General features: G+C 33.6%; 22 protein-coding genes and 2 other annotated features. Of the genes, 19 read left to right on the top strand and 3 right to left on the bottom strand.

The annotated features are described in order from the left end of the window. Positions 1–12 precede the first annotated feature (12 nt). The 13 genes from polA to rplT all read left to right on the top strand — a co-directional run bounded on the left by polA (position 13) and on the right by rplT (position 12,465). Positions 13–2,640 (top strand): DNA polymerase I, encoded by a 2,628-nt coding sequence (gene polA, locus AN960_RS13365; protein ID WP_082459522.1) that lies wholly within the window; start codon positions 13–15, stop codon positions 2,638–2,640. A 19-nt stretch (positions 2,641–2,659) separates the two neighbouring features. Further along, positions 2,660–3,493, top strand: a complete 834-nt coding sequence (gene mutM / locus AN960_RS13370) for a DNA-formamidopyrimidine glycosylase (RefSeq protein ID WP_056472261.1) — start codon at positions 2,660–2,662, stop codon at positions 3,491–3,493. Positions 3,494–3,551: 58 nt separating this feature from the next. Continuing rightward, a complete protein-coding gene (ytaF, locus tag AN960_RS13375; RefSeq protein ID WP_056472262.1) occupies positions 3,552–4,196 on the top strand; it encodes a sporulation membrane protein YtaF in 645 nt (214 codons plus the stop codon). A 76-nt stretch (positions 4,197–4,272) separates the two neighbouring features. Further along, a complete protein-coding gene (gene coaE / locus AN960_RS13380) occupies positions 4,273–4,869 on the top strand; it encodes a dephospho-CoA kinase (protein ID WP_056472264.1) in 597 nt (198 codons plus the stop codon). Positions 4,870–4,961: 92 nt separating this feature from the next. Then, positions 4,962–5,981: a glyceraldehyde-3-phosphate dehydrogenase gene (locus AN960_RS13385; RefSeq protein WP_056472267.1), complete on the top strand. Its 1,020-nt coding sequence runs from the start codon at positions 4,962–4,964 to the stop codon at positions 5,979–5,981. A 492-nt stretch (positions 5,982–6,473) separates the two neighbouring features. Then, positions 6,474–6,860 carry an adenosylmethionine decarboxylase gene (speD, locus tag AN960_RS13390; protein ID WP_056472268.1) on the top strand — a complete coding sequence of 129 codons (387 nt, stop codon included), beginning with the start codon at positions 6,474–6,476 and terminating at the stop codon, positions 6,858–6,860. A gap of 312 nt (positions 6,861–7,172) precedes the next feature. Beyond that, the gene (gene nrdR / locus AN960_RS13395; protein ID WP_025568424.1) at positions 7,173–7,643 is read left to right on the top strand and encodes a transcriptional regulator NrdR; all 471 of its coding nucleotides are present in this window, start codon (positions 7,173–7,175) and stop codon (positions 7,641–7,643) included. Positions 7,644–7,679: 36 nt separating this feature from the next. After that, complete coding sequence (locus AN960_RS13400) at positions 7,680–9,110, top strand: replication initiation and membrane attachment family protein (protein ID WP_056472274.1); 1,431 nt, start codon at positions 7,680–7,682, stop codon at positions 9,108–9,110. Between the two features lie 14 nt (positions 9,111–9,124). Next, a complete protein-coding gene (gene dnaI / locus AN960_RS13405; RefSeq protein ID WP_056472276.1) occupies positions 9,125–10,060 on the top strand; it encodes a primosomal protein DnaI in 936 nt (311 codons plus the stop codon). 111 nt (positions 10,061–10,171) lie between these two features. Next, positions 10,172–11,005 carry a sporulation protein YtxC gene (ytxC, locus tag AN960_RS13410; protein WP_056472278.1) on the top strand — a complete coding sequence of 278 codons (834 nt, stop codon included), beginning with the start codon at positions 10,172–10,174 and terminating at the stop codon, positions 11,003–11,005. A gap of 132 nt (positions 11,006–11,137) precedes the next feature. Then, positions 11,138–11,264, top strand: a sequence feature (ribosomal protein L20 leader region). A 74-nt stretch (positions 11,265–11,338) separates the two neighbouring features. Beyond that, entirely contained in the window at positions 11,339–11,842 is a 504-nt protein-coding gene (gene infC / locus AN960_RS13415) for a translation initiation factor IF-3 (protein ID WP_069034593.1), read from the top strand. Positions 11,843–11,865: 23 nt separating this feature from the next. Further along, entirely contained in the window at positions 11,866–12,066 is a 201-nt protein-coding gene (rpmI, locus tag AN960_RS13420) for a 50S ribosomal protein L35 (RefSeq protein WP_025568429.1), read from the top strand. A 42-nt stretch (positions 12,067–12,108) separates the two neighbouring features. Next, the gene (gene rplT / locus AN960_RS13425; protein ID WP_025568430.1) at positions 12,109–12,465 is read left to right on the top strand and encodes a 50S ribosomal protein L20; all 357 of its coding nucleotides are present in this window, start codon (positions 12,109–12,111) and stop codon (positions 12,463–12,465) included. A 136-nt stretch (positions 12,466–12,601) separates the two neighbouring features. Here the strand turns inward: rplT and AN960_RS13430 are convergent, their stop codons facing one another. Then, on the bottom strand, positions 12,602–13,468 hold the full coding sequence (locus AN960_RS13430; protein ID WP_056472280.1) for an MBL fold metallo-hydrolase: 867 nt from the start codon (positions 13,466–13,468) through the stop codon (positions 12,602–12,604). A gap of 129 nt (positions 13,469–13,597) precedes the next feature. Continuing rightward, positions 13,598–14,668: a nitric oxide synthase oxygenase gene (locus tag AN960_RS13435; RefSeq protein WP_056472284.1), complete on the bottom strand. Its 1,071-nt coding sequence runs from the start codon at positions 14,666–14,668 to the stop codon at positions 13,598–13,600. Positions 14,669–14,873: 205 nt separating this feature from the next. On the opposite strand from AN960_RS13435, the gene AN960_RS13440 reads away from it, so the two are divergent. The 3 genes from AN960_RS13440 to AN960_RS13450 all read left to right on the top strand — a co-directional run bounded on the left by AN960_RS13440 (position 14,874) and on the right by AN960_RS13450 (position 19,762). Beyond that, positions 14,874–15,959, top strand: a complete 1,086-nt coding sequence (locus AN960_RS13440; protein WP_056472286.1) for a M42 family metallopeptidase — start codon at positions 14,874–14,876, stop codon at positions 15,957–15,959. Between the two features lie 857 nt (positions 15,960–16,816). Continuing rightward, positions 16,817–18,019, top strand: coding sequence for a glycine betaine/L-proline ABC transporter ATP-binding protein ProV (gene proV, locus AN960_RS13445; RefSeq protein ID WP_056472290.1), 1,203 nt, complete (start codon positions 16,817–16,819; stop codon positions 18,017–18,019). A 3-nt stretch (positions 18,020–18,022) separates the two neighbouring features. After that, the gene (locus AN960_RS13450) at positions 18,023–19,762 is read left to right on the top strand and encodes a glycine betaine ABC transporter substrate-binding protein (protein ID WP_056472293.1); all 1,740 of its coding nucleotides are present in this window, start codon (positions 18,023–18,025) and stop codon (positions 19,760–19,762) included. 70 nt (positions 19,763–19,832) lie between these two features. Here AN960_RS13450 and sspI read toward each other — a convergent pair whose 3' ends face one another. Continuing rightward, positions 19,833–20,042, bottom strand: a complete 210-nt coding sequence (gene sspI, locus AN960_RS13455) for a small acid-soluble spore protein SspI (protein WP_056472294.1) — start codon at positions 20,040–20,042, stop codon at positions 19,833–19,835. Positions 20,043–20,144: 102 nt separating this feature from the next. Between sspI and AN960_RS13460 the strand changes: the two genes are divergently transcribed. The 3 genes from AN960_RS13460 to pheT all read left to right on the top strand — a co-directional run bounded on the left by AN960_RS13460 (position 20,145) and on the right by pheT (position 24,799). Then, positions 20,145–20,894: a TrmH family RNA methyltransferase gene (locus AN960_RS13460; RefSeq protein WP_056472297.1), complete on the top strand. Its 750-nt coding sequence runs from the start codon at positions 20,145–20,147 to the stop codon at positions 20,892–20,894. 134 nt (positions 20,895–21,028) lie between these two features. After that, positions 21,029–21,275, top strand: a binding site (T-box leader). A gap of 56 nt (positions 21,276–21,331) precedes the next feature. Further along, positions 21,332–22,366, top strand: a complete 1,035-nt coding sequence (pheS, locus tag AN960_RS13465; protein ID WP_056472299.1) for a phenylalanine--tRNA ligase subunit alpha — start codon at positions 21,332–21,334, stop codon at positions 22,364–22,366. A gap of 18 nt (positions 22,367–22,384) precedes the next feature. Continuing rightward, complete coding sequence (gene pheT / locus AN960_RS13470; RefSeq protein WP_056472301.1) at positions 22,385–24,799, top strand: phenylalanine--tRNA ligase subunit beta; 2,415 nt, start codon at positions 22,385–22,387, stop codon at positions 24,797–24,799. Positions 24,800–24,879: the final 80 nt, after the last annotated feature.

Raw genomic sequence — 24,879 nt, forward strand, 5'->3', positions numbered from 1 at the left:
GGAAGGGGATCTATTTTGAAGAAGAAATTGGTTTTAATTGATGGGAATAGTATTGCCTATAGAGCTTTTTTTGCATTGCCACTTTTGAGTAATGATAAAGGTGTCCATACGAATGCAATTTATGGATTTACAATGATGTTAATGAAAATTCTTGACGATGAAAAACCTACACATATGCTTGTTGCATTTGATGCAGGGAAAACAACGTTTAGACATAGTACATTTAAAGAATACAAAGGTGGAAGACAAAAGACTCCACCAGAGCTAAGTGAACAGTTTCCACTAGTTCGCCAGCTATTAGATACATACGGAATTGCACGTTATGAATTAGAAAATTATGAAGCGGATGACATTATTGGTACACTTGCTGGTCAAGCCTCTAAAGATGAATATGAAGTAAAAGTCATCTCAGGTGATCGAGATTTATTACAGCTAGTTGATGACCGTATTACAGTAAGTATGACTAAAAAAGGTATTACTGAAGTTGAAGAATATACTCCTGCAGCGATTCATGAAAAGTATGAGATTACACCTGATCAAATTATTGATATGAAAGGTTTAATGGGGGATAAATCTGATAATATTCCTGGTGTTCCAGGTATTGGGGAAAAGACTGCCATTAAACTTTTAAAACAGTTTCAAACTGTAGAAGGTCTTTATGAAAATATAGAGGAAGTAAGTGGAGCAAAGCTTCTTCAAAATTTAAGTGAAAATAAAGATCAAGCTTTAATGAGTAAGCAATTAGCTACAATTAATAAAAACTCACCAATTGAATTGACTGTAAATGACACTACGCTTCCGGAAGCTGATACGAATAAAGTAGCGGACTTTTTTAAATCTCTTGGATTTACATCATTGTTAGCTAAGTTGGACATCAAAGAATCGATTGAAGATCTAGAAGAGATTAACTATGAAGTCTTAGATTCAATTGAGGAGAAACATTTAGCTAATCATTCAAGCTTAATCGTTGAAATGATCGGAGAAAATTATCATACAGAAGAAATTCAAGGATTTGGGCTTTCAAATGAAAAAGGTCATTTCTTTATTTCGACAGCTGTAGGGTTAGAGTCGGATTTATTTAAAAAATGGCTTGAGGATGAGAGTGTTAATAAAAATGTATATGATGCAAAAGGTGCTTATGTTGCACTGAAGTGGAGAGGTATTAATTTAAATGGTGTTAATTTCGATCCGTTACTTGCTTCATATATATTTGACCCAGCTCAGTCTAATAAAGAATTTGCTGATATAGTAAATGGTAAAATAGATTTTTCAATTCAAACTGCCGAATCGATTTATGGTAAGGGTGCAAAGCAAACTAAGCCATCAGATGAAGTTTTATCTGAATATATTGTTCGTAAAACAATTGCTATTAGTAAATTAAAAGAAACTTTAGAAGAACGCCTGCGAAAAAATAGTCAATTTGAACTGCTAACAGAATTAGAATTACCATTAACTTTTATATTAGGTGATATGGAATTTGAAGGAGTAACAGTTAAAGAAGAGACTCTTCGTACGATGGGTTCAGAACTAGCTAATACGTTAAAAGACCTTGAAGAGAATATTTATGAACTAGCTGGTGAAAAATTCAATATTAATTCACCGAAGCAATTAGGAGTTATTCTGTTTGAAAAGTTAAATTTACCATCTGGTAAAAAAACAAAAACAGGTTATTCTACTTCTGCTGATGTTCTTGAAAAATTAGAGGCAGAACATGAAATCATTCGATTAATTCTACACTATCGCCAAGTTGGAAAATTAAATTCTACTTATGTAGAAGGCTTATTAAAAGTAATAAATGAATCAGATTCAAAAGTTCATACACGATTTAATCAAGTATTAGCACAAACTGGACGTTTAAGTTCGATTGATCCTAACCTGCAAAACATTCCTATACGTTTAGAAGAAGGTAGAAAAATTAGAAAAGCTTTTGTTGCATCTAAAAAAGACTGGCTAATCTTTGCTGCTGACTATTCTCAAATTGAATTAAGGGTACTGGCTCATATAGCACAAGACGATAATTTAATGGATGCATTTAAAAACGACTTTGATGTTCATACAAAGACTGCAATGGATGTTTTCCATGTTAGCGCTGATGAGGTAACAAGCAATATGAGAAGACAAGCAAAAGCTGTTAACTTTGGGATTGTATATGGAATTAGTGATTATGGATTATCACAAGGATTAGGTATTACAAGAAAAGAAGCGGCTATATTTATTGAAAAGTACTTTGCTAGTTTTCCAAAAGTAAAAGATTATATGTCAGATATTGTTCAAAAGGCTAAACTAGATGGATTTGTAAGTACAATCTTAAATAGACGTCGTTATATTCCTGAAATTTCAAGTTCTAACTTTAATGTTCGTGGATTTGCTGAAAGAACAGCGATGAATACCCCAATCCAAGGTAGTGCTGCCGATATTATTAAAAAGGCTATGATTTTACTAGATGAGCGTCTAAAAGCGGAAAAGCTTCAGGCAAAATTAATTTTACAAGTACACGATGAATTAATATTAGAAGCTCCAAAAGAAGAATTAGCAATTTTAGAAAAAATCGTACCAGAAGTAATGGAACATGCAGTCGATTTAGTAGTGCCTTTAAAGGTTGATTATAATTTTGGAGATTCTTGGTTTGAAGCAAAATAAATAGATAGGATGACTTTGTATGCCTGAATTACCAGAAGTTGAAACGGTCAGACGAACTTTACTGGATTTAATAGTTGGGAAAACAATCTCAACAGTAATCGTTTCTTGGGGAAAAATAATAAAGAAACCTAATGAAGTAGATGAGTTTCAGATTTTATTAAAAGGTCAAACAGTAGAAAATATAAATCGTCGAGGTAAGTTTCTACTATTTCAATTAAGTGATTTTACACTTGTTTCGCATTTGAGAATGGAAGGGAAATTTCGCGTATTCCCAGCGGAAGAACCTGTAGCACCTCATACTCATGTTCGTTTCCTATTTGAAGATGGAACAGAACTTCGGTACCAAGATGTTCGTAAATTTGGCACGATGCATTTATTTAATAAGGGTGAGGAGAAAGAGGGTCCTCCACTTGCTAAATTAGGCCCAGAGCCATTTTCGGATGAGTTTACTGCTGATTATTTAAGAAAAAAGCTTAAAAATACAAACCGAAAAATTAAAGTCGTTTTATTAGATCAGGAATTAGTAGTCGGTTTAGGTAATATTTATGTTGATGAGGTTTTGTTTAGAGCTAAGATTCATCCGGAAACGCCTGCATCATCATTAAAGCCTAAACAAATAAAGTTACTTGCCGAAACCATTACAGAAACTTTACAAGAGGCTGTAGAATTAGGTGGAAGCACAATTCGTTCTTATGTAAATTCACAAGGTCAAATAGGGACTTTTCAAGATATCATTAAAGTATATGGTAGAAAGGGTTTAGAGTGTCATAATTGTGGCCAACCAATAGAAAAAATAACAGTTGGTGGCAGAGGTACTTCTTTTTGCCCGGTCTGTCAGCCTAAAAAAAATTAACATAAGGTTCCTTTCTTTCATACTATATCAAGAGTACGAAAGAGAGGGGCCTATTTTTATGGTAAATATGCTATCATTAATACTACTAGCATGCGCACTAAGCTTAGATAGTTGCAGTGTTGGATTTACTTATGGACTTCGAAAAGTAAAAATTCCTTTAAAATCAATCATTACAATTGCATCTTGTTCAGGGATTATATTAATGACATCCATGGGGATTGGGCATGCAATTACAGACTTTTTTTCACCAATAGTAGCAAAAAGAATCGGAGGATTTGTACTTGTTTGTATAGGATTATGGGTACTATTTCAATTTTACCGATCGAATAAAGCATCAAATATAGAAGAAAAGAATGAGATAGAAGATAAAGGGATTGACTGGGAATTTGAAATTTTAGGTGTTGTCGTAAAAATTTTAAAGAAGCCTACAACTGCAGACATAGATCGTTCAGGTAGTATTAATGGATTGGAAGCAATGTTACTTGGGTTTGCACTTTCACTTGATGCCTTTGGGGCTGGTATAGGTGCATCATTACTTGGATTTTCTCCACTATTGACAGCAATCGTAACATCTACTGCAAGTGCTTTATTCTTATTATTTGGAATGAAATTAGGAAATGTGTTATCGAAAACATTGTGGCTTCAAAAGTTAACTTTTTTACCAGGTGTTTTTTTAATATTAATTGGGTTAATGAAGATGTAATAAAAATCATGAAAGAGTGTATCCGAATGGATTTATTCCATTTGGTCCTCTTTATTTAGTGTAAGGAGAATAAAAGATGGGTAAAATTTTTGGACTAACTGGTAGCATTGCAAGTGGAAAAAGTACGGTTTCCAATTTTTTAAAGGAATTAAATGTTCCTATTGTTGATGCAGACATAATTGCAAAAGAAGTGGTTGAAATTGGACAACCTGCTTATAAAAAAATCATTGAAGCTTTCGGAAGTGAGATTCTTTTAGAATCTGGTGAAATTAATCGATCATTTCTCGGAAGTATTATTTTTAATAATAAAGAAAAGCGCTTACAACTTAATGAAATAGTACATCCGGAAGTCAGACGAGAAATGAAAGAACAGGCTGATCGATACATAAAACAAGGTGAATCACTTGTTATTTTAGATATTCCTCTTTTATATGAGGGTAACTCAATTGAATTGGTTGAAAAAGTGATTGTAGTGACAGTGTCAGAAGAAAATCAACTAAAACGTTTGATGAATCGTAATGGTTTATCGAAAGAGGATGCACTTTTACGCATAGCATCTCAAATACCAGTTAAAGAAAAAGCAGCACGAGCTGACTATGTAATAGATAACAATGGTGACATTGAGGATACAAAAAGACAGGTTAAAGACCTATTAAATAAAATTATTTGCTAAAATAATGTAAATAGTTTAACCAAAATCCGAGTTATGTGTTATACTAATTGCAGGGAGATAATAAACAGTATAACTTAATTGGGGGCTTTCTTATGGTAAATGTAGCAATAAATGGATTTGGTCGAATTGGACGCATGGTTTTCCGTCAAGCAATTAAAAATGGAGATTATAATATCGTTGCAATTAATGCAAGTTATCCTTCTGAAACTTTAGCGCACTTAATTAAATATGATACAGTTCACGGCAAGTTTGATGGTGAAGTAATTGCAAATGCAGATCATTTAATCGTTGATGGTAAGCGTGTGGAATTAATTAGTGAAAGAAATCCTGAGTTACTTCCATGGAACGAGCTAAATGTTGATATAGTAATTGAAGCAACTGGAAAATTTAATGATGCTGAAAAAGCAAAAATGCATATTACTGCTGGAGCTCAAAAAGTAATTTTAACAGCACCTGGTAAAAATGAAGATATCACAGTAGTAATTGGAGTTAATGATGATAAATTAGACCTAGAAAATCATCACATTATTTCAAACGCATCTTGTACAACTAACTGTTTAGCGCCAGTTGTAAAAGTATTAGATGAGCAATTTGGAATTGTTAATGGATTAATGACAACTGTTCACTCATTTACAAATGATCAAAAAAATATTGATAATCCACATAAAGATTTACGTCGTGCACGTGCTTGCAGTCAATCAATTATTCCAACAACTACAGGTGCAGCAAAAGCATTATCTAAAGTACTTCCACATTTAAATGGTAAGTTACATGGTATGGCTTTACGTGTTCCTACTCCAAACGTATCACTTGTTGACTTAGTTGTAGACTTAAAGAGAGAAGTAACTGTTGAAGAAATTAATGAAGTGTTTGAAACAGCTTCTAAAGGTTCAATGCACGGAATTGTCGAATATTGTAACGAGCCATTAGTATCAATCGATTTTAATACTAATACACACTCTGCAATTATCGATTCTCTTTCTACAATGGTAATCGACGGTACAAAAGTTAAAGTATTAGCTTGGTATGACAATGAGTGGGGCTACTCAAGACGCGTTGTTGACTTAGTGTCAATCGTTGCATCTAAAATAAAAAAGCTTGAAACTGTTTAATCATTAAATATTGTACTTATAAAAAATTGTAAACGAATACAAAAGGCTAACTAGTTAATCTAGTTAGTCTTTTTGAAGTTGTATGACATATTAAGAAGTAATGTGAATTTATGACTACATAAAAGGGGGAAGCATGACTTAATATCTATGAAAGAAGACTGTTGAACTAAGATTAGAAAAAAATTTAAGACCAGAAAAAGTTAAATATCCCCTTAAAAGGCATAGCTTTTGTGTAACTCGCTTTTCTTGTCATTCCTGTGTTTTCAAATCTGCCTGACGCATTTTCTTCACAATTAATTTAGTAAATAACAAAAAAATAAAATTTATCTTGCAATTCAAATTTAAAAAAAGTATACTAACTTTCGTGAACTTCTAAAAGTATAACTAATTACTTAAAGGGTTAGGACCTCTTTGGACTAACTTTCCCCCGTGGTAGTTGATCATACTTTCGCAATAGAAGTCATGACAAATTATTTTAAGGGGGAAATGAATATGGATACTATGGGTCGTCACGTCATTTCAGAATTATGGGGTTGCAATTCAGAAAAATTAAATGATATGAAATTTATTGAGGAAACTTTTGTTGATGCTGCGTTACGCTCTGGTGCAGAAGTTCGTGAAGTTGCTTTTCACAAGTTCGCTCCTCATGGCGTTAGTGGTGTCGTAATCATTTCAGAATCACACTTAACTATTCACAGTTTTCCTGAGCATGGTTATGCAAGTATTGATGTTTACACTTGCGGTGATAGAATTGATCCGAATGTAGCTGCAAACTTTATCGCTGAAGCTTTAGAAGCTGATACTCGCGAAAACGTTGAGTTACCAAGAGGAATGGGTCCCATTCAAGTTGATAATGTAAAAGTTGTAAATGGTAACTAAAGAGAATTGAGAGAGGTGATTTTTCATCTCTCTTTTTTGTTTTTGCTTAATTACCATACCCGAAAAATATATTCTGTAGCGGATTCAGATTATCTAAACAATCTTGCTTTTAATAGCCTTCTAGAGAATGAACTAGCTTTACATAGTGAAAAATATTTCCATTAACATAAAATAATGAAATTTTGTTGATCATGACGAAAAATAGGCTTTATGACTTTTATGAAATAAACTTTAGTTTATTTTGAATTTGTTATAGTATAGAGTTATAATAATACGTTTAAACAATTAAGTGTTTGGAGTTGAACTATAACGATGAGATGTCCAACGTGTAACTTTAATGGGACAAGAGTACTTGATAGTAGACCAGTTGATGAAGGTCGTTCAATTAGAAGAAGACGTGAATGTGAAGAATGTCAGCATCGTTTTACAACTTTTGAACGAGTTGAAGATAATCCTATTTTAGTTGTAAAAAAAGAGGGAGCTCGTGAAGAATTTAGTAAAGATAAGATGTTAAGGGGACTGATTAAAGCGTGTGAAAAACGCCCTGTCTCTTTATCTCAGCTAGAAGACATTATTCATAGTATTGAAAAAGAACTAAAAAATAGTGGCACATCAGAAGTTCCGAGTGAAGTTCTAGGTGAAATGGTCATGGAACATTTATCTAAAGTTGATGAAGTTGCATACGTACGATTTGCGTCAGTTTATCGTCAATTTAAAGATATTAATGTATTCATTGATGAATTAAAAGATTTAATTAACAAAGAGCGAGGTAAAGACGAATAATACTTCGCTCTTTTGATACAAGAAAGGGATGTTTGAATGTCTATTGATAAGCAACATTGGATGGATGTTCTACCGGCGGATCCTTATACTGTAATGGCAGCTGGGTATTTACATAATTTTCATAGGCAAGTATTAACGATGTTGTATCAACCAATAATTGGTAGTCAAGCTTTAAGTTTATATATGACACTTTGGGGTGAATGTGAGCAAACGGACCTTAATCCTAATACGTTAACACATCATTCTTTAATGCTTGGAATGAAAAGTAATTTAAAATCAATTTATGAACAAAGATTAATCCTTGAAGGAATCGGCTTACTTAAAGTTTATGAAGGATTTGAAAATGGTACAAAAAAGCTTCTATATGAGCTTCAATCTCCGCTAGATCCTCATTCTTTTTTCGAAGACCCTATCCTAAATATCTTTCTGTTTAAAACAATTGGAAAAACACAATATCAACGAACTAAAACCTTTTTTAGTAGACAATCATTTGCGAAAGAAGGGTTTCGTGAGATTTCACGTTCATTTGATTCGGTATTCCAAGCTATTACAGTTGAGCAATTAAATGAAATTCAGCAAAGTAACGATCTTTCTACGTCAAATGATAGTAGGATTTTACAAGACAATCAGCCAATTAAAATATCTGTCAAAATGGAAGAATTTGATTATGCTTTATTTTTAGATGGGCTTTCGGATTCGTTTGTTCCAAAAAGAGCATTTACTACAGAGGTAAAAGAAACAATTCTAAAACTTGCATTTTTATATGGCATAAATCCGATTCAAATGAAAACGATTGTTATGCGCTCGTTAAATGAAGATAATAAAATCAATATTGAGACTCTACGACTTGAAGCTAGAGATTGGTATCAATTCCAACATCATGAAGCTCTGCCTACGATTGTTGAAAAGGTTCAACCTATTCAGCATAGACAAATGGTTAATGAGCAGCCATCAACTCAAGAAGAAAAATTAATTCATTGCTTCGAAACAATTTCTCCGCGTCAGTACCTTAAGGAGATATCTGGTGGAGCTGAACCAAGTGAAGCTGATTTGAAAATTATCGAAGAGATTATGATTGATCAAAAGCTTCTACCTGGAGTAGCAAATGTGTTAATTGACTATGTAATGATCCGTTTAGATAAAAAGCTTTCTAGAAATTACGTAATTAAGATAGCAAGTCATTGGGCGAGAAAAGGTGTAACAACAGTTAAACAGGCTATGGATCTTGCACGTAAAGAGTTTGAAGAAACTAAACAGAGTGCAACTGCTGCTAAAACTCGCTCAAGTAATAGACGAAATAAAACAATTCGAACTGAGATTGTACCTGACTGGCTTCAATCAAATGAGTCGAATGATTCTCAGAGTGCACCGGCAACAATCAATAACCAAAATGATTCTTCGATAGATGAAGAACGAAAACGATTAGAAAAAGAACTAGAAATGTTTAAAAATAAAAAGAAACGTTAAATGGGAGGACGCTAATGGAACCTATTCAAAACGCATTTAGTGCATTAATGAAAAATAAACAATTCCAGGACACCTTTGAAAAAATGCGACAAGAAGTCCGTAGTCACCCAAAAATCATTTCATTTTTAGCCGAGCATAAAAATGAAATTACGGATCAAATGATTGATAGTAGCCTAGTGAAGCTATATGAGTATATTGGACAAAGTGTAAATTGCGAAGATTGCCCATCTTTTAGTGAGTGTAAAAATATGGTGCATGGATATCATCCCCATTTGATTATTCAAGGAAAACGCATCGATGTTCAATATGATCGTTGTCCAAATGGTGTGAAAAATGATAAACGCAAAAAACATGAGTCATTGATAAAATGCATGTACTTACCAAAGGATGTTCTTCAAGCTTCTATGTCAAACTTGTCATTAGAAGACCCTGGCCGTTTTGAAGCTATTTCTGCTGCTAGACAGTTTATTATGAACTATGAAAAAGGAAAAATGGCTCAAGGTTTATATTTACATGGTCCATTTGGGGTTGGAAAAACATTTATTCTTGGGGCTATAGCAAATGAACTAGCAGAGGAAGAAATAACTTCAATGCTCGTTTATTTACCAGAATTTTTACGTGAACTAAAAAGCTCTATTAGTGATGGCACTTTAGAGGAAAAAATTGAAGCTGTAAAAAAAGTGGAAGTTCTTATGTTAGATGATATTGGTGCAGAGCAAATGTCTAGTTGGGCAAGAGATGAAATATTAGGTACAATTCTTCAATACCGTATGCTAGAAAAATTGCCAACATTCTTTACATCGAATGCTGATTTAAATCAATTAGAGCATCACTTAACATATTCTCAACGTGGAGAAGAAGAAAGGGTTAAAGCAGCACGTATAGTAGATCGTGTTAAATTTTTAGCCAAACCAGTTAAAATTTCAGGTTCAAATTTAAGACATTCATAAAAAAATCAAAAAATGGCGTAAAATCACAAATTACTAAGTGATTTTGCGTCATTTTTTAATTATTTCTTTAATATATATAGGACTAGGTGGTGCTAGAAAGGGGGGAACAGGGTGATTGAAATTTTTTTCAATGAACCCATTGACGCAGCTTATGTCTACGAACGATTACAAAAACGCTTAAGAAAGCAATCGAGACCATACATTTTAAGAAGACACAAAATCAATACAATTTTAATCACATTTCCTCAAAACACTGAAGATTTAATAAAAAGTATTTTAGTTCCGACACTAGTACAATTTATTTTACTTCAAAAAGAAGATAAATGGATTCAATCCATTTTACATACATCTTTTTTCTATGAGGAAGACGAGCAAAGTCAAATCATACCTATTGCACAATCATTATTAAGAGGTACTAGAAGAAGCATACCAAATCAGAAAAAAATTCGTAGAAGTAAGAATTTAGTATCATATGCACTTTCTGAGTATATAAAAGATGGAGTAAATTTTAGCTTCGATTCATTTATTACATTTCGTTTGAAGGAATATTATAAGCAGTTAGCCTATGTTTGTGAAATTGCAATAGATGAGTACAAGTTAGAAAACGAATACCAGAATCTTATTGAGAGTCTAAGACAGCAGGTACTTAAAACGGATGCACTTATTCCTCATGTGCATATAGTGTTTGACGGGAAGTTTAGCGTTTATGATCATCTGTTTTTACCACTTACTAAAGATGTATTAAAAGAATATGGTAAACAAGTGGAAAATAGGGAATATATAGATAACGAATTAATTTTGCCCTTAACGGCAATTGCACCTAAAAGAATTCATTTATACACTTCATCAGTCGATATTTCATTGATTATTACACTTCAAAATATCTTTCAAGAACGAGTCCTAATACATACATTACAAGAGTTTTCACAGGAAAAATTGAAATGAAAATTTATAATTTAAAAAAGCATTGTCATAAATAAGTTTCTTTGATATAATAAATTTCGTTGCGAACAAAGCATACGAATATTGACAACATCATGTCGCTATGTTATAGTAACGAAAGAAAAGAATACTTATTTGTTGAAGAAGAGGCACCCGCTTCTCACCTGGATGACGCAAAAAGCTGTTATCAGGTAACAGAATCATTAATTACTTTGATACTGTCAGTGTGGGTGTATTTATATACCCACACTTTTTTGTTGGGTTATGATTGCTTCAACGATACAAATTAAGATCATTCTTACAATACCTTGGAGGTGTTTTACTATTAGCAAAGACATGATGGTAAACGATGGAATTCGTGCTCGTGAAGTTCGATTAATTGGTCCTAACGGAGATCAACTTGGAATCAAGACAAAACAAGAGGCTCTTGAGTTAGCTTCGAATGTTAATCTTGATCTAGTGATGGTAGCACCAACGGCAAAACCACCTGTATGTCGTATTATGGACTACGGAAAATTCCGATTCGAGCAACAAAAGAAAGACAAAGAGAGCCGTAAAAACCAAAAAATTATTAGCATGAAAGAAGTTCGTTTAAGTCCAACAATTGATGAACATGACTTTAACACAAAACTTCGTAATGCAATTAAGTTCTTAGAAAAAGGCGATAAAGTTAAAGCGTCTATTCGTTTCAAAGGACGCGCTATTACGCATAAGGAAATTGGACAACGAGTACTTGATCGTTTCTCAACTGCTTGTGCAGAAGTTGCAACTGTTGAGTCACATCCAAAAATGGACGGTCGTAGTATGTTCTTAGTCTTAGCACCTAAAAACGAAAAGTAATTTATTTGAGGAGGAAACACGATATGCCTAAAATGAAAACTCACCGTGGTTCAGCAAAACGTTTTAAAAAGACTGGATCTGGTAAATTAAAACGTGGTCGTGCATACACAAGCCACTTATTCGCTAACAAATCTACAAAAGCAAAACGTAAATTACGTAAAGCTTCATTAGTAAGCAAAGGCGATTTCAAACGTATCCGCTTTATGCTTACAAACATGAAATAAGAACGATAAACGTATTAGATAGATATCTAGGAGGGAAACAATATGCCAAGAGTTAAAGGCGGTACAGTTACACGCGCTCGTCGTAAAAAGGTTATTAAATTAGCAAAAGGTTATTACGGTTCTAAACATACATTATTCAAAGTTGCAAACCAACAAGTTATGAAATCATTAATGTATGCTTACCGTGACCGTCGTCAAAAGAAACGTGATTTCCGTAAATTATGGATCACTCGTATCAACGCGGCTGCTCGTATGAACGGACTTTCTTACAGCCGTTTAATGCACGGATTAAAATTAGCAGGTATCGAAGTTAACCGTAAAATGTTAGCTGACCTAGCTGTTGCTGACGAAAAAGCATTTGCTGAATTAGCAAACGCTGCAAAAGCTAACTTAAAATAATTCGTTTAAAAAATCCTTAACATTTGTTAAGGATTTTTTTTCACTTAATGTATAAATTGGCAACGAGGAAGTTAATTCGACGTATTATCCAATTTTAGGAATAAAGTATAATTGCAACTAAACCTCTGTCTTCGCCTTAAGGCTTGCCAATCGGCAAGTTTTCTTTATTTGAATTGATTTTTTTAACGAAACTAAATTCTTTTTTCATGTTATTAACGTTGGATTCATGACAATATTTCGTGAATCCAGATGGAAATGAAAACTCTTTTTCTAATAAATTTATTTCTGCCTCATTATTATTTTGTACAGCTTTTTGAAGTCTTTTTAAGTAACTTCTACCTAGCTCAATTCGAGTAGCAATCTCTTCTTTTTTTGATGAAACTTGACCGTGGCCTGGAACTAACAATGAGAATTCAAATTTACTAATCAGTTCTTCTGCCTTATCTAAAGTAGTGTAGTAACTTTTTACACTATCAAATACAATCGGAAGTTCAAAATCAGATAAATAATCCCCTGTAATCCATATTCCTAAATTTTCAATATAGAGGAATAAACCATCTTTAGTATGTCCAGGAGAATGATAAAATCTTAATGTTGTTTGTCCTATTTTAATTTCCTGACCATCTTCACTAATAATTAAATCAATTTTTGGGAATTGTATTGGCTGGGCATGATTAATGTAATTATCATTGTAAAATTGACGGATTTTTGATAGTTTATTATCCTTTTCAGGATGGTTATGTAAATTTTCGCTACCAATCGTCTTAGCGTTAGGAAATGCATAATAACCTATGATGTGATCAAAATCTCCATGTGTAAAGTATAAATAAATAGGTCGTTCATTTTTAATTGAATCAACAAATTCCTTTATCTCATTTATTTCGTGAGGTAACCAAGTTGGATCTACGATAATGATACAATCGTTTGTTGTTACAACGGTTGAGTTTGTTTGAAATAATGCACTTTGAAATACTGTAATATTGTCATTTTGAAATAAAATCATTGAATTACTCCTTTGTATAATTTTTAGAAAATTATGCTTATGCTTAATATTGTATCAAATAAAAGAAAAAACCTTAATGAATTAACTACAAATATGTCAATTCAATAAGGTTTTAACTATATTCAATGATTATCTTGGAAAGAAATTTGGCTTAAGCGTAGTATCATCGTATCGCTTATGAAATACATGAGTTGTAGCAGGCGACATAGGAGGAATTAACCACTTCCAATTACCTGTTAACTCACGGCAACATGATTCTTCTTGTTTTTCAAATTGGAGAAATTGCTGTGCAGCAGAATGATGATCAACAATACTAACGCCATTTTTTTTATATGAATATAAAACGGCAATATTTAATTCAACTAGTGCACGATCTTTCCAAAGTGTACTGTTTCTTTTTGTATCTTGGCCGATAATTTTTGCTACTTTAGGCAACAGATTAAAACGACTTTCATCAGCAAAATTTCGAGCACCGATTTCAGTTCCCATATACCATCCATTAAATGGGGCAGCACTATAAGATATACCACCAATCTCTAGAGTCATATCTGATATCATCGGAACAGCATACCATTTAGTATTTAGAGGGGAAAAATCATATTCAGGATGTTCGATTGGTACTTCGAGTACGATTTCATTTGGAATTGTAAAATAGTTTGGTTCATGATTGTCTAAGGAATAAACTATGGGCAAAATATCGAAGTTAGTACCATTTCCTTTCCAACCAAGCTTCTCACATTCCTTTGTAAACATGATTGATTTTGGATCTCCAATTATTCCATTTTCTGTTTCATAGCCAGCATATCGTATAAGCTGGTGATTATGGATTTTAAGAGAGTTATTTGTTCCTAGATTCGGTTTAAAAATTGTAATTGTAGGCAGAATCTTACCTGAATTTGTAGCATATTTTATATGATGCAATATTTCGTGCTCTATACTTTTACCATCGTTAATATGGCGAGCATCTAAAACATGAAGCTTATCCCAAAATAGTCTACCGATACAGCGGTTACTATTGCGCCACGCCATTTTTGCACCGTGCTCTAATTCCTCATAAGTATGAGTGTAAATTCCAGTATCTCGAATCTCGGCTTCGATATTTTTTAATCGTTTTTCTATTTGATCGGATTTATCGAGTTCCTTATAGCATTGTGATATAAATGAAAATGCTTCTTTATATAAAGCGGAAGTTGTTATCATATTAATCTCCAAATGGTTAATTTAAAAATCTAGTAGTAATTTGTAAGCTTCATTATTATACCCCACAAATAATTTGGAGAAAATTAATATTAAATTTATATGTTTTAATAGGAGGGTTGAAGAAATATCTAAAAATTTTGTCAAAAAGAATCCCAAATTGTATAATGTTAAATGTACATAATCATAAAAAAAAGGATGGATGAGTTTGTCTACTTTAGATGCAAAGTTACAAATGTTAAAAGAACTAACGGATGCAAACGGCGTAGCAGGATTTGAACATGAACCACGTGAAGTAATGAGAAAATATATTACACCACTTGCTGATGAGGTTGTAACTGATAATTTAGGAAGCTTAATAGCAGTTAAAACCGGTGACCCAAATGGTCCAAGAATTGAAGTTGCTGGACATCTTGATGAAGTTGGATTTATGGTTACACAAATCGATGACAAAGGATTTTTACGTTTTCAAACAATTGGTGGCTGGTGGTCGCAAGTAATGCTTGCTCAGCGTGTTACCATTTCAACAAAAGAAGGTAATATTACAGGTATTATTGGTTCGAAGCCACCTCATATTATGAGTGCTGAAGCAAGAAGAAAAGTAGTAGACATTAAGGATATGTTTATTGATATCGGTGCTTCAAGTAAAGAAGAGGCATTAGAATATGGTGTTCGTCCTGGAGACCAAGTTGTTCCATATTTTGAATTCCAGACGATGAAAAACGAAAAACTATTATTAGCAAAAGCATGGGATAATCGTATCGGTTGTGCTATTGCAATTGACGTTTTAGAACAATTACAAGGTCAAGCACATCCAAATATTGTATTTGGAGTTGGAACAGTACAAGAAGAAGTAGGACTTCGTGGTGCGAAAACATCTACATATAAAATTGAACCAGATATCGGTTTTGCATTAGATGTCGGTGTTGCAGGTGACATGCCAGGTGTATCTGAAAGAGAAGCACAAGGCAAATTAGGCAAAGGCCCTCAAATCGTTTTATATGATGCATCAATGGTATCTCATAAAGATTTACGTGAATTTGTAGTAAGTGTAGCAGATGAAATTGGTATTCCATATCAATATGAATCAATGCCTGGCGGAGGAACTGACGCTGGTTCAATGCATATTACGATGAAAGGTGTTCCAGCATTAGCAGTCACAATTCCAACGAGATATATTCATTCACATTCTGGTATCCTTCATCGTGATGACTATGAAAATACAGTTAAATTACTCGTAGAAGTAATCAAACGATTAGATCGCGAAACAGTAGAGCGTTTAACATATAACTAAGAAAAAAAAATCCCTCATTTATTGAGGGATTTTTTTGTAGATTTAAATTGAATTGCCTACATCTTGCATTTTTAGGTAACCCCTTATGAGTAACTAAAAACCAAGAATTTGTGATTATAGTACCTCATGGAGCCCTTATGAGTAGCTAAAAACCGAGAATTTGTGGTTATAGTACCACATGAAGCCCCTATGAGTAACTAAATAGCAAGATATAGCCGTTATAGTACCTCAAGAAGCCCTTATGAGTAACTAAAAACCAAGAAATTATGGTTATAGTACGTCATGAAGCCCCTATGAGTAACTAAATAACAAGATATGGCCGTTATAGTACCTCAAGAAGCCCTTAAGAGGAACTAAAATACAAAAATTCTGCAGTTATAGTACCTCATAAAACTCATAAGAGTAACTAAATTTCACAATCTTGCTTTATTACATCCTCATGAATTTCACTTGAGTAAGTAATATTCATATCTCCGAAAAAACCCTTATTTATTAAGGTTTTTTTGCTTTATCTACCTACCACCCCAACCAGATTTTTCCACTTTTTGCGTATTTAGCGTTATCGAACTGAAACAAATTGTATTCTTCCTATAACTAGTTTGAAATAGTTTTGTCATATCTTATTGTTATCATAAATGCATGCTTTTCAATAAGGATACTCGGAAATAGAATTAAAAAAATGGATTTTTAGAGAATTTTTAAAGCAAATAAATAACAGATAGACTCCTATTTTGTAAATGGAGTTTAATAAGGAGCCAAGACTTTTATAGTACTTGGCTGATTTTTTTATATCTAGGGAGAATCCTTATTTAAAAATATGGAAAAGTAAAATAAATAGAAAGTTTTGAGGTGAGTTAATGAAAGCAAAAGTTAAAGTGAAAAACGTAACAAAGGTTTTCGGTAAATCTCCAAAGAACGCCATAAAGTTACTAGAAAAAGGCTACTCAAAGAAGCAAATTTTAGAGCAAACAAATTCAACAATTGGAGTGAATAATGCAAGCTTTGAAATATTTCCAGGTGAGATTTTTGTTGTGATGGGACTGTCAGGTAGTGGTAAATCAACCTTGATTAGAATGCTCAATCGGTTAATTGAACCAACAATCGGACAAATCTTGATCGACGATGAAGACATCGTAAAAATGAATCCTCAGCAGTTAAGAGATGTCCGTCGTAAAAAAATCAGTATGGTTTTCCAAAATTTTGCTTTGTTCCCACACAAGACAATTCTTGAAAATACTGAATATGGTTTGGAAATACAAAATATTTCACAGGAAGAAAGAACAGAAAAAGCTCTGAAGTCATTAGAAATAGTTGGCTTAAAAGGATATGAGCATCAATTCCCATCACAATTAAGTGGTGGTATGCAACAACGTGTTGGGCTTGCAAGGGCACTAACAAGTGACACGGATATTTTATTAATGGATGAAGCATTTAGCGCGCTCGATCCATTAATTCGTAAAGATATGCAGGACGAATTATTAGAACTGCAAGAGACGATGAAAAAGACGATTATCTTTATTACGCATGACCTCGATGAGGCTTTGCGTATTGGAGACAGAATTGCTCTTATGAAAGATGGTAACATAATGCAGATTGGTTCTCCTGAAGAGATCATGGTAAATCCAGCCAATGAATATGTTGAACGATTTGTAGAAGATGTAGACCTTTCAAAAGTATTAACGGCGGCTCATGTGCAGAAGCGTGCTGAAAGAATTACGCCTGACCGTGGACCGCGTGTAGCTTTACAAATAATGAGAGATCAAGGTTATTCAAGTATTTTTGTTGTCGATCGTAGACAAAAGCTACTTGGAGCCATTAATGCTGATGACGCTTCAAATGCTCTTATTAAAAATAAATCGGTAGAGGAAGTTATGCAAAAGGACATTGTGTCTGTTAATGAAGATACATTATTAACGGATGTAATCGGGGCACTGGCAACTTCTGCTCTTCCATTAGCTGTAGTAGATGAAAATAATCGATTAAAAGGCGTTATTATACGTGGAGCTGTTATCGGTGCTTTAGCAGGTAAAACAGACGATTTGAATATAAAAGGAGGTTAATATATGGGTATTCCAAAAATTCCGTTAGCTGAATGGATTGATAAAATTGTCGAAGTGATTATTAAAATTTTTCATCCTCTATTTAACGTAATAACCAACATCACAGAAACCCTTTTAAATGGCCTTGTTAAGGTTTTAGGACTTGGCCCATCCATTATTCTAATATTAATAATTTCATTACTGGCTTTTTATACAAGTAGGTGGACAGTTGGTCTGTTTACATTACTCGGATTGTTATTAATAGATAATCTTGGACTTTGGGATGCTACAGTTGATTCGTTAGCATTGATTTTATCAGCGATCGTTATTACTGTTGTAATTGGAATTCCTTTAGGGATTTGGACGTCGCAAAACGATCGAGTGAAACAAGTGCTTACTCCAATACTCGACTTTATGCAAACAATGCCAGCATTTGTCTATTTAATTCCAGCCATTCTCTTTTTTGGAATTGGGGTAGTTCCTGGTATTTTAGCTTCAGTCATATTTGCAATCCCACCTACAATACGCTTAACGAATTTAGGTATACGTGAGGTTCCAAATGATTTAATAGAGGCATCAAATGCTTTTGGATCAACAACGTGGCAAAGACTCTTTAAAGTGCAGTTACCTTTAGCAGCACCTACGATTTTAGCGGGTATTAATCAAAGTATTATGCTTGCATTATCGATGGTAGTTATTTCATCACTAGTAGGTGCTCCAGGATTAGGTGCAGAGGTTTATCGTGCAGTAACACAGATTAAAGTAGGTGAAGGGTTCGAGGCAGGAATATCAATTGTTATTGTTGCAATTATTCTTGACCGAATTTCTCAAAATCTTCGTCAACCTGCTTATGGGAAAAAAATTGCGAAAAAATATGTTTATGGGTTAATTGCATTAATCTTTTGTATTTCCGCCATTACAGTTGCCGCTTCAGGTGGTAAAGATCAAAAAAAATCTTCAAATAAAATAGGTGCCGAGGTTAATTTTGAGATTACCGGAATTGATCCAGGAGCTGGGTTAATGAAAGCAACTGAAAAAGCGATGAAGGATTATGGTTTAAAGGATTGGACATTAAAAGAAGGCTCTTCTGCAGCGATGACTGCTGAATTGAAAAAAGCGTATGAAAATAAAGAACCTATAATCGTTACAGGATGGACGCCACACTGGATGTTTTCAAAATATAAATTAAAGTATTTAGAAGATCCAAAAGGGTCATTCGGTAAGGATGAAGAAATTCATACAGTAGTTAGAAAAGGATTAAAAGAAGACATGCCAGGTGCATATAAGATTTTAGATAACTTTTCATGGAAACCTTCTGATATGGAAGAAGTTATGAGTGATATTCAAGAAGGTGCGAAACCTGAGAATGCAGCGGCGAAATGGATCAAAAAGCATCAAGATCAAGTAAATAATTGGACGAAAGATGCTTCAAAAGGAAATGGTGAAAAAATTAGTCTCGTTTATGTTTCATGGGAATCTGAAGTAGCCAGTACAAATGTGATTGGAAAAGTACTTGAAAATCAAGGCTATGACGTTACATTAAAACAAGTTGAGGCAGGACCAATGTTTGCTGGTATCTCAGATGGAAGTGCAGATGCAATGGTCGCAGCTTGGCTTCCGACAACTCATAAAGATTACATGAATGAGTACAAAAAACAATTGGTTGATCTTGGACCGAATTTAAAAGGGACAAAATTAGGCTTAGTCGTACCAAAATATATGAAGATTAATTCGATCGATGATTTAAAAGGTAAAACGAAATAGTCAAAATAAAAGGACTAACGAAAAGTTAATAACTTAAGTTAGTCCTTTTTTATGTTTTGAACAGATTAGATTACTGACTTACTCCATTTTCTAATACTGAGAGTAGTTCATGCTTTTGATCTTCAGTAGCGTGACTCCAAAAAACCTCGAGAAGTACACCTAGACCTGGTAATACTTTTTCCTCGCCACTTTGAATAGCATCTACAATTGTTGCTTCTAATTGATCACTTTTATTACCTGAAATATTGTGAAGAACTGCTCCGCGAATATTAAAATTCATTTGGATTCTCCTTTCATATTAAGCTTTATGTAGTATTTGTAAACGGAAACGATTTTATGTATGATAAACGATATGATATACGATGAAAGGTAAAGGAAACTTATGAAACAAATTGATTCCATACAAAATAATTCTGTAAAGGCTTGGAAAAAACTACATACAAAAAAAGGAAGAGATAAAGCTAAACAATTTATCGTAGAAGGTTTTCATTTAGTGGAGGAGGCAATTAAGCATGATGCACCCATTCTTCATTTATTAATTAGTGAAGATATTGACTTACCTTCTAATTTTTCAACTGGGTCATTTGATATTACGTATATATCAAAAGAGGTTAGCAAAGAATTAAGCGAAACAGAAACATCTCAGGGTATTTTTGCAATTATTGAATTTTCTTTTGTAAGAATTGATTTTGAGAAAGTGTCAAAATTATTATTAATTGATGGAGTTCAAGATCCTGGGAATGTTGGAACAATGATTCGTACTGCGGATGCTGCTGGTTTTGATGGAGTTATTTTAGGCTCAGGTACAAGCGATCAATATAATGCTAAAACAATTCGATCCACCCAAGGATCATTATTCCATTTACCAATATTACGTGGTGATTTAGTTGAAGCAGTTTCTAATTTAAAAGATAAAGGAATAACTGTTTACGGAACATCTCTTCAAAATGCAAAACCATTTAATGAAGTAAACGTTACAAATCGTTTTGCCATTATTGTAGGAAATGAAGGTAAAGGTGTGAATTCAACATTACTTTCATTAACTGATGAAAATCTATATATACCGATTTATGGTAAAGCTGAATCATTAAACGTTGGTATTGCAGCAGGAATTCTAATGTATAGTCTGTGAGAAGTAGTAACTGTTAGAAGCCATGAGCTTTTTAGGTCAGTAAAAATGATTCAAATGATTTAGTAAATAATTATGTTGAGCAGTTGCATTAATTGAAAAAAATCAATATAATTAATTAAGAAAAATTTAATACATAAAAAGCTTTGACAGAGAGTAGTAAATTTGAATCTCTATTTTAGGGAAAAGGTGCCGTAGACTGTAAGCACTTTTATAGTAGACCAAATTGAATTCACCTCTTGAGCTAGCGCCGGGACCATTTTTAAATGTAAAGGCGACTCGGTCTATCTAAGTAGATCGTTATATGAATGAAGTGAGCAGTTAGTTTTTTGTAAATAATAACTGTTAATTAGGGTGGTACCGCGATCAATCCTCGTCCCTTTTTTGGGAGCGAGGTTTTTTTATGTTTAAATTTATGAATTTGAATAGGAGGATTATTCATGCAAGAGCGTTTAGTTTCTTTACAAGCAGAAGCGATTAAGCAAATAGAAGAAGCAAAAGATTTAAAAGCATTAAATGAAATAAGAATTGCCTATCTAGGGAAAAAAGGTCCGATTACTGAAGCAATGAAAGCAATGAAGGATTTATCTCCTGAAGAGCGCCCAAAAATGGGAGCAGTTGCTAATGAAGTACGTGCGGCAATCCAAGAAAAACTTGAAGCAAAGCAAGTTGTATTAGAACAAAATGCAATTAATGAGAAATTAGAAAGTGAATCAATTGACGTAACACTTCCAGGAAGACCAGTTCATGCAGGTGGAGCTCATCCATTAAGAGCGGTTATTCAAGAAATTGAAGATTTATTTATTGGAATGGGATATGAAATCGCAGAAGGTCCAGAAGTAGAAAAGGACTATTATAATTTCGAAGCCTTAAATTTACCAAAAGGTCATCCAGCTCGTGATATGCAGGATTCATTCTATATTTCTGAAGAAACATTAATGAGAACTCATACTTCACCTGTTCAAGCTAGAACAATGGAAGCAAACGCGGAAAAAGGACCAATTAAAATAATTTGTCCAGGTAAAGTTTATCGCCGTGACGATGATGATGCTACACATTCTCATCAATTCATGCAAATCGAAGGTCTTGTAATTGGTGAAAACATTTCAATGAGTGATTTAAAAGGTACTTTACAACTTTTTGCAAAAAAAATGTTTGGTGAAGATCGTGAAATTCGATTACGCCCAAGCTTCTTCCCATTCACTGAGCCTTCAGTAGAAATGGATATTTCTTGTATGAAATGTGGAGGAAAAGGCTGTAACATGTGTAAGCACACTGGATGGATTGAAATTTTAGGTGCAGGAATGGTGCATCCTAACGTACTTGAGATGGCTGGATATAATCCAAAAGAAGTTCAAGGATTTGCTTTCGGTATGGGTCCAGAACGTATTGCATTATTAAAATATGGTATTGATGATATTCGTCATTTCTATACGAACGATATAAGATTCTTAAAGCAATTCCAACAAATGTAAGGTAGGAGGGGACAAAACATGTTTGTATCAACAAAATGGTTACAAGAATACGTTGATTTAAGTGGTGTTACACCAGACGAGCTTGCAAAATTAATAACAAAAGCAGGTATTGAAGTTGAAGGTGTTAATCATCTTTCAGAAGGAATTAAAAATGTTGTAGTTGGTTATGTAATGGAACGTGAACAACATCCAGAGGCAGATAAATTATCAAAATGTACTGTTGATGTTGGAGAAGAACAACCAGTACAAATTATTTGTGGCGCACCAAATGTTGCTAAAGGTCAAAAAGTGATCGTGGCAAAGGTAGGCGCTGTTTTACCGGGGAATTTTAAAATTAAAAAAGCAAAATTACGTGGTGAAGTTTCTGAAGGAATGATTTGCTCTCTGCAAGAATTAGGAATTGAAGGCAAAGTCGTTGCAAAAGAATTCTCAAATGGAATTTTTGTTTTACCAAGTGATGCAGAAGTAGGAGCAGATGCATTAGATGTACTATATCGTGATGATGCGGTATTAGAACTTGGCTTAACACCAAACCGTGCTGATTGCTTAAATATGATTGGTGTTGCTTATGAGGTAGCTGCGATTTTAGATCGTGACGTGAAACTTCCAGCGATTAGCGCTCAATCAGCTATAACTGCTGATTATGTTTCAGTTTCAATTGAATCAAAAGAAGATGCACCATATTATAGTGCTAAATTAGTTAAAGGCGTAAAAATTGGTCCTTCTCCATTATGGATGCAAGCTCGTTTAATGAGTGCTGGTATTCGTCCGATTAATAATGTGGTTGATATTACGAACTATATTTTAATTGAGTATGGTCAACCATTACACGCGTTTGATTTTAATAAATTAAATAGTAATCAAATTATCGTTCGTCTTGCGAAAGAAAACGAAAAAATCATTACGCTTGATGGTGAAGAGCGCACATTACAGCCACATAATTTAGTAATCGCAACAGAAAAAGAAGCAGTTGCAGTTGCAGGTGTAATGGGTGGTCAAAGTACTGAAGTTGATGTTGAAACTGTAGACGTTTTAATTGAATCAGCTGTTTTCAGAGGTCAAAGTGTTCGCCAAACTTCAAAAGACCTGGGCTTACGTAGCGATTCAAGTGCTCGTTTTGAAAAAGGTATTGATGCATCTCGTACATTCCCTGCTTCTGAACGTGCTGCTCAGTTAATGGCTGAACTAGCTGGTGGAACAATTGTTGAAGGTACTGTTATTGCGGACAATTTAGTTGAAGATGCTAAAAAAGTTTCAGTTTCTGTTAGTAAGATTAATGGTGTTCTTGGTACATCAATTGATGCTGAAACAGTAAAAGATATTTTCCGTCGCTTAAGATTAGAAGCTACCGGAAATGGTGAAGTATTCACAATTACTGTTCCAAGTCGTCGTGGTGATCTTTCAATTGAAGAAGATTTAGTTGAAGAAGTAGGAAGATTATATGGCTATGATCATATTCCTGCTACATTACCAACGGGTGTTGCTAGCCGTGGGCAATTAACACCTTATCAAGCAAAACGTAGAAGAATTCGTCAGTATTTACAGCATGCAGGTCTTTACGAAGCTGTTACGTACTCTTTAACAAGCAATAATAAAGTAAAACGCTTTGCATTAGAAACAGTAGATGCAGAACCTGTACGTTTGGCATTACCTATGAGTGAAGAACGCAGTGAGCTACGTTTCAGTTTAGTACCACATTTATTAGATGCGATTGCATATAATGTTGCACGTAAAGAAGAAAATGTTCAACTATTTGAAACAGGCTCTGTATTCTTAACAAAAGAAAAGAACGATCTTCCACATGAAGAAGAATATTTAGCAGGAGCATTAACTGGTTTATGGTTGCAACATGCTTGGCAAGGCGAGAAAAAAGCTGTTGATTTCTATGTTGTAAAAGGTATTTTAGACGGATTATTTAATGAATTAGGTTTATCAAATAAAATAACTTATCTGGCTGCTAAGAAAGAAGAATTACACCCAGGACGTACTGCAAGTATTTTATTAAACGGAGAAGAAATTGGTTTTATCGGTCAAGTTCATCCTGTTACTCAAAAAGAGTGGGATCTTAAAGAAACGTATGTATTCCAATTATCTCTTGAAAAACTATTAAATACTGAATTTGATGATATTTTATACAATGCAATTCCTCGTTTCCCATCAATGAACCGAGATATGGCATTAGTAGTTGATTCAAAAGTATTTGCTGGTGATATTCTATCTACAATTCGTTCAACTGGTGGAAGACTTCTAAAGGATGCTACAATCTTCGATTTATACGAAGGAGATAAGATGGAAGCTGGTAAGAAATCAGTTGCCTTCTCATTAACATATTTCGATCCAGAACGTACTTTAACGGATGAAGAAGTAACTAAAGCTCATTCAAAAGTATTAAAAGCAGTAGAAGAAACACATAATGCTCAGTTACGTGGGTAAATAATTAATTAATAATATATTGAAATTGATAAAAACCAAGTTCTTTTTTTAAAGAATTTGGTTTTTTTGTGCTGCAGGTA

It is taken from the genome of Bacillus sp. FJAT-25509 (assembly GCF_001420605.1).
In the GTDB taxonomy this organism is placed as follows: Bacteria; Bacillota; Bacilli; order Bacillales; family Bacillaceae_G; genus Gottfriedia.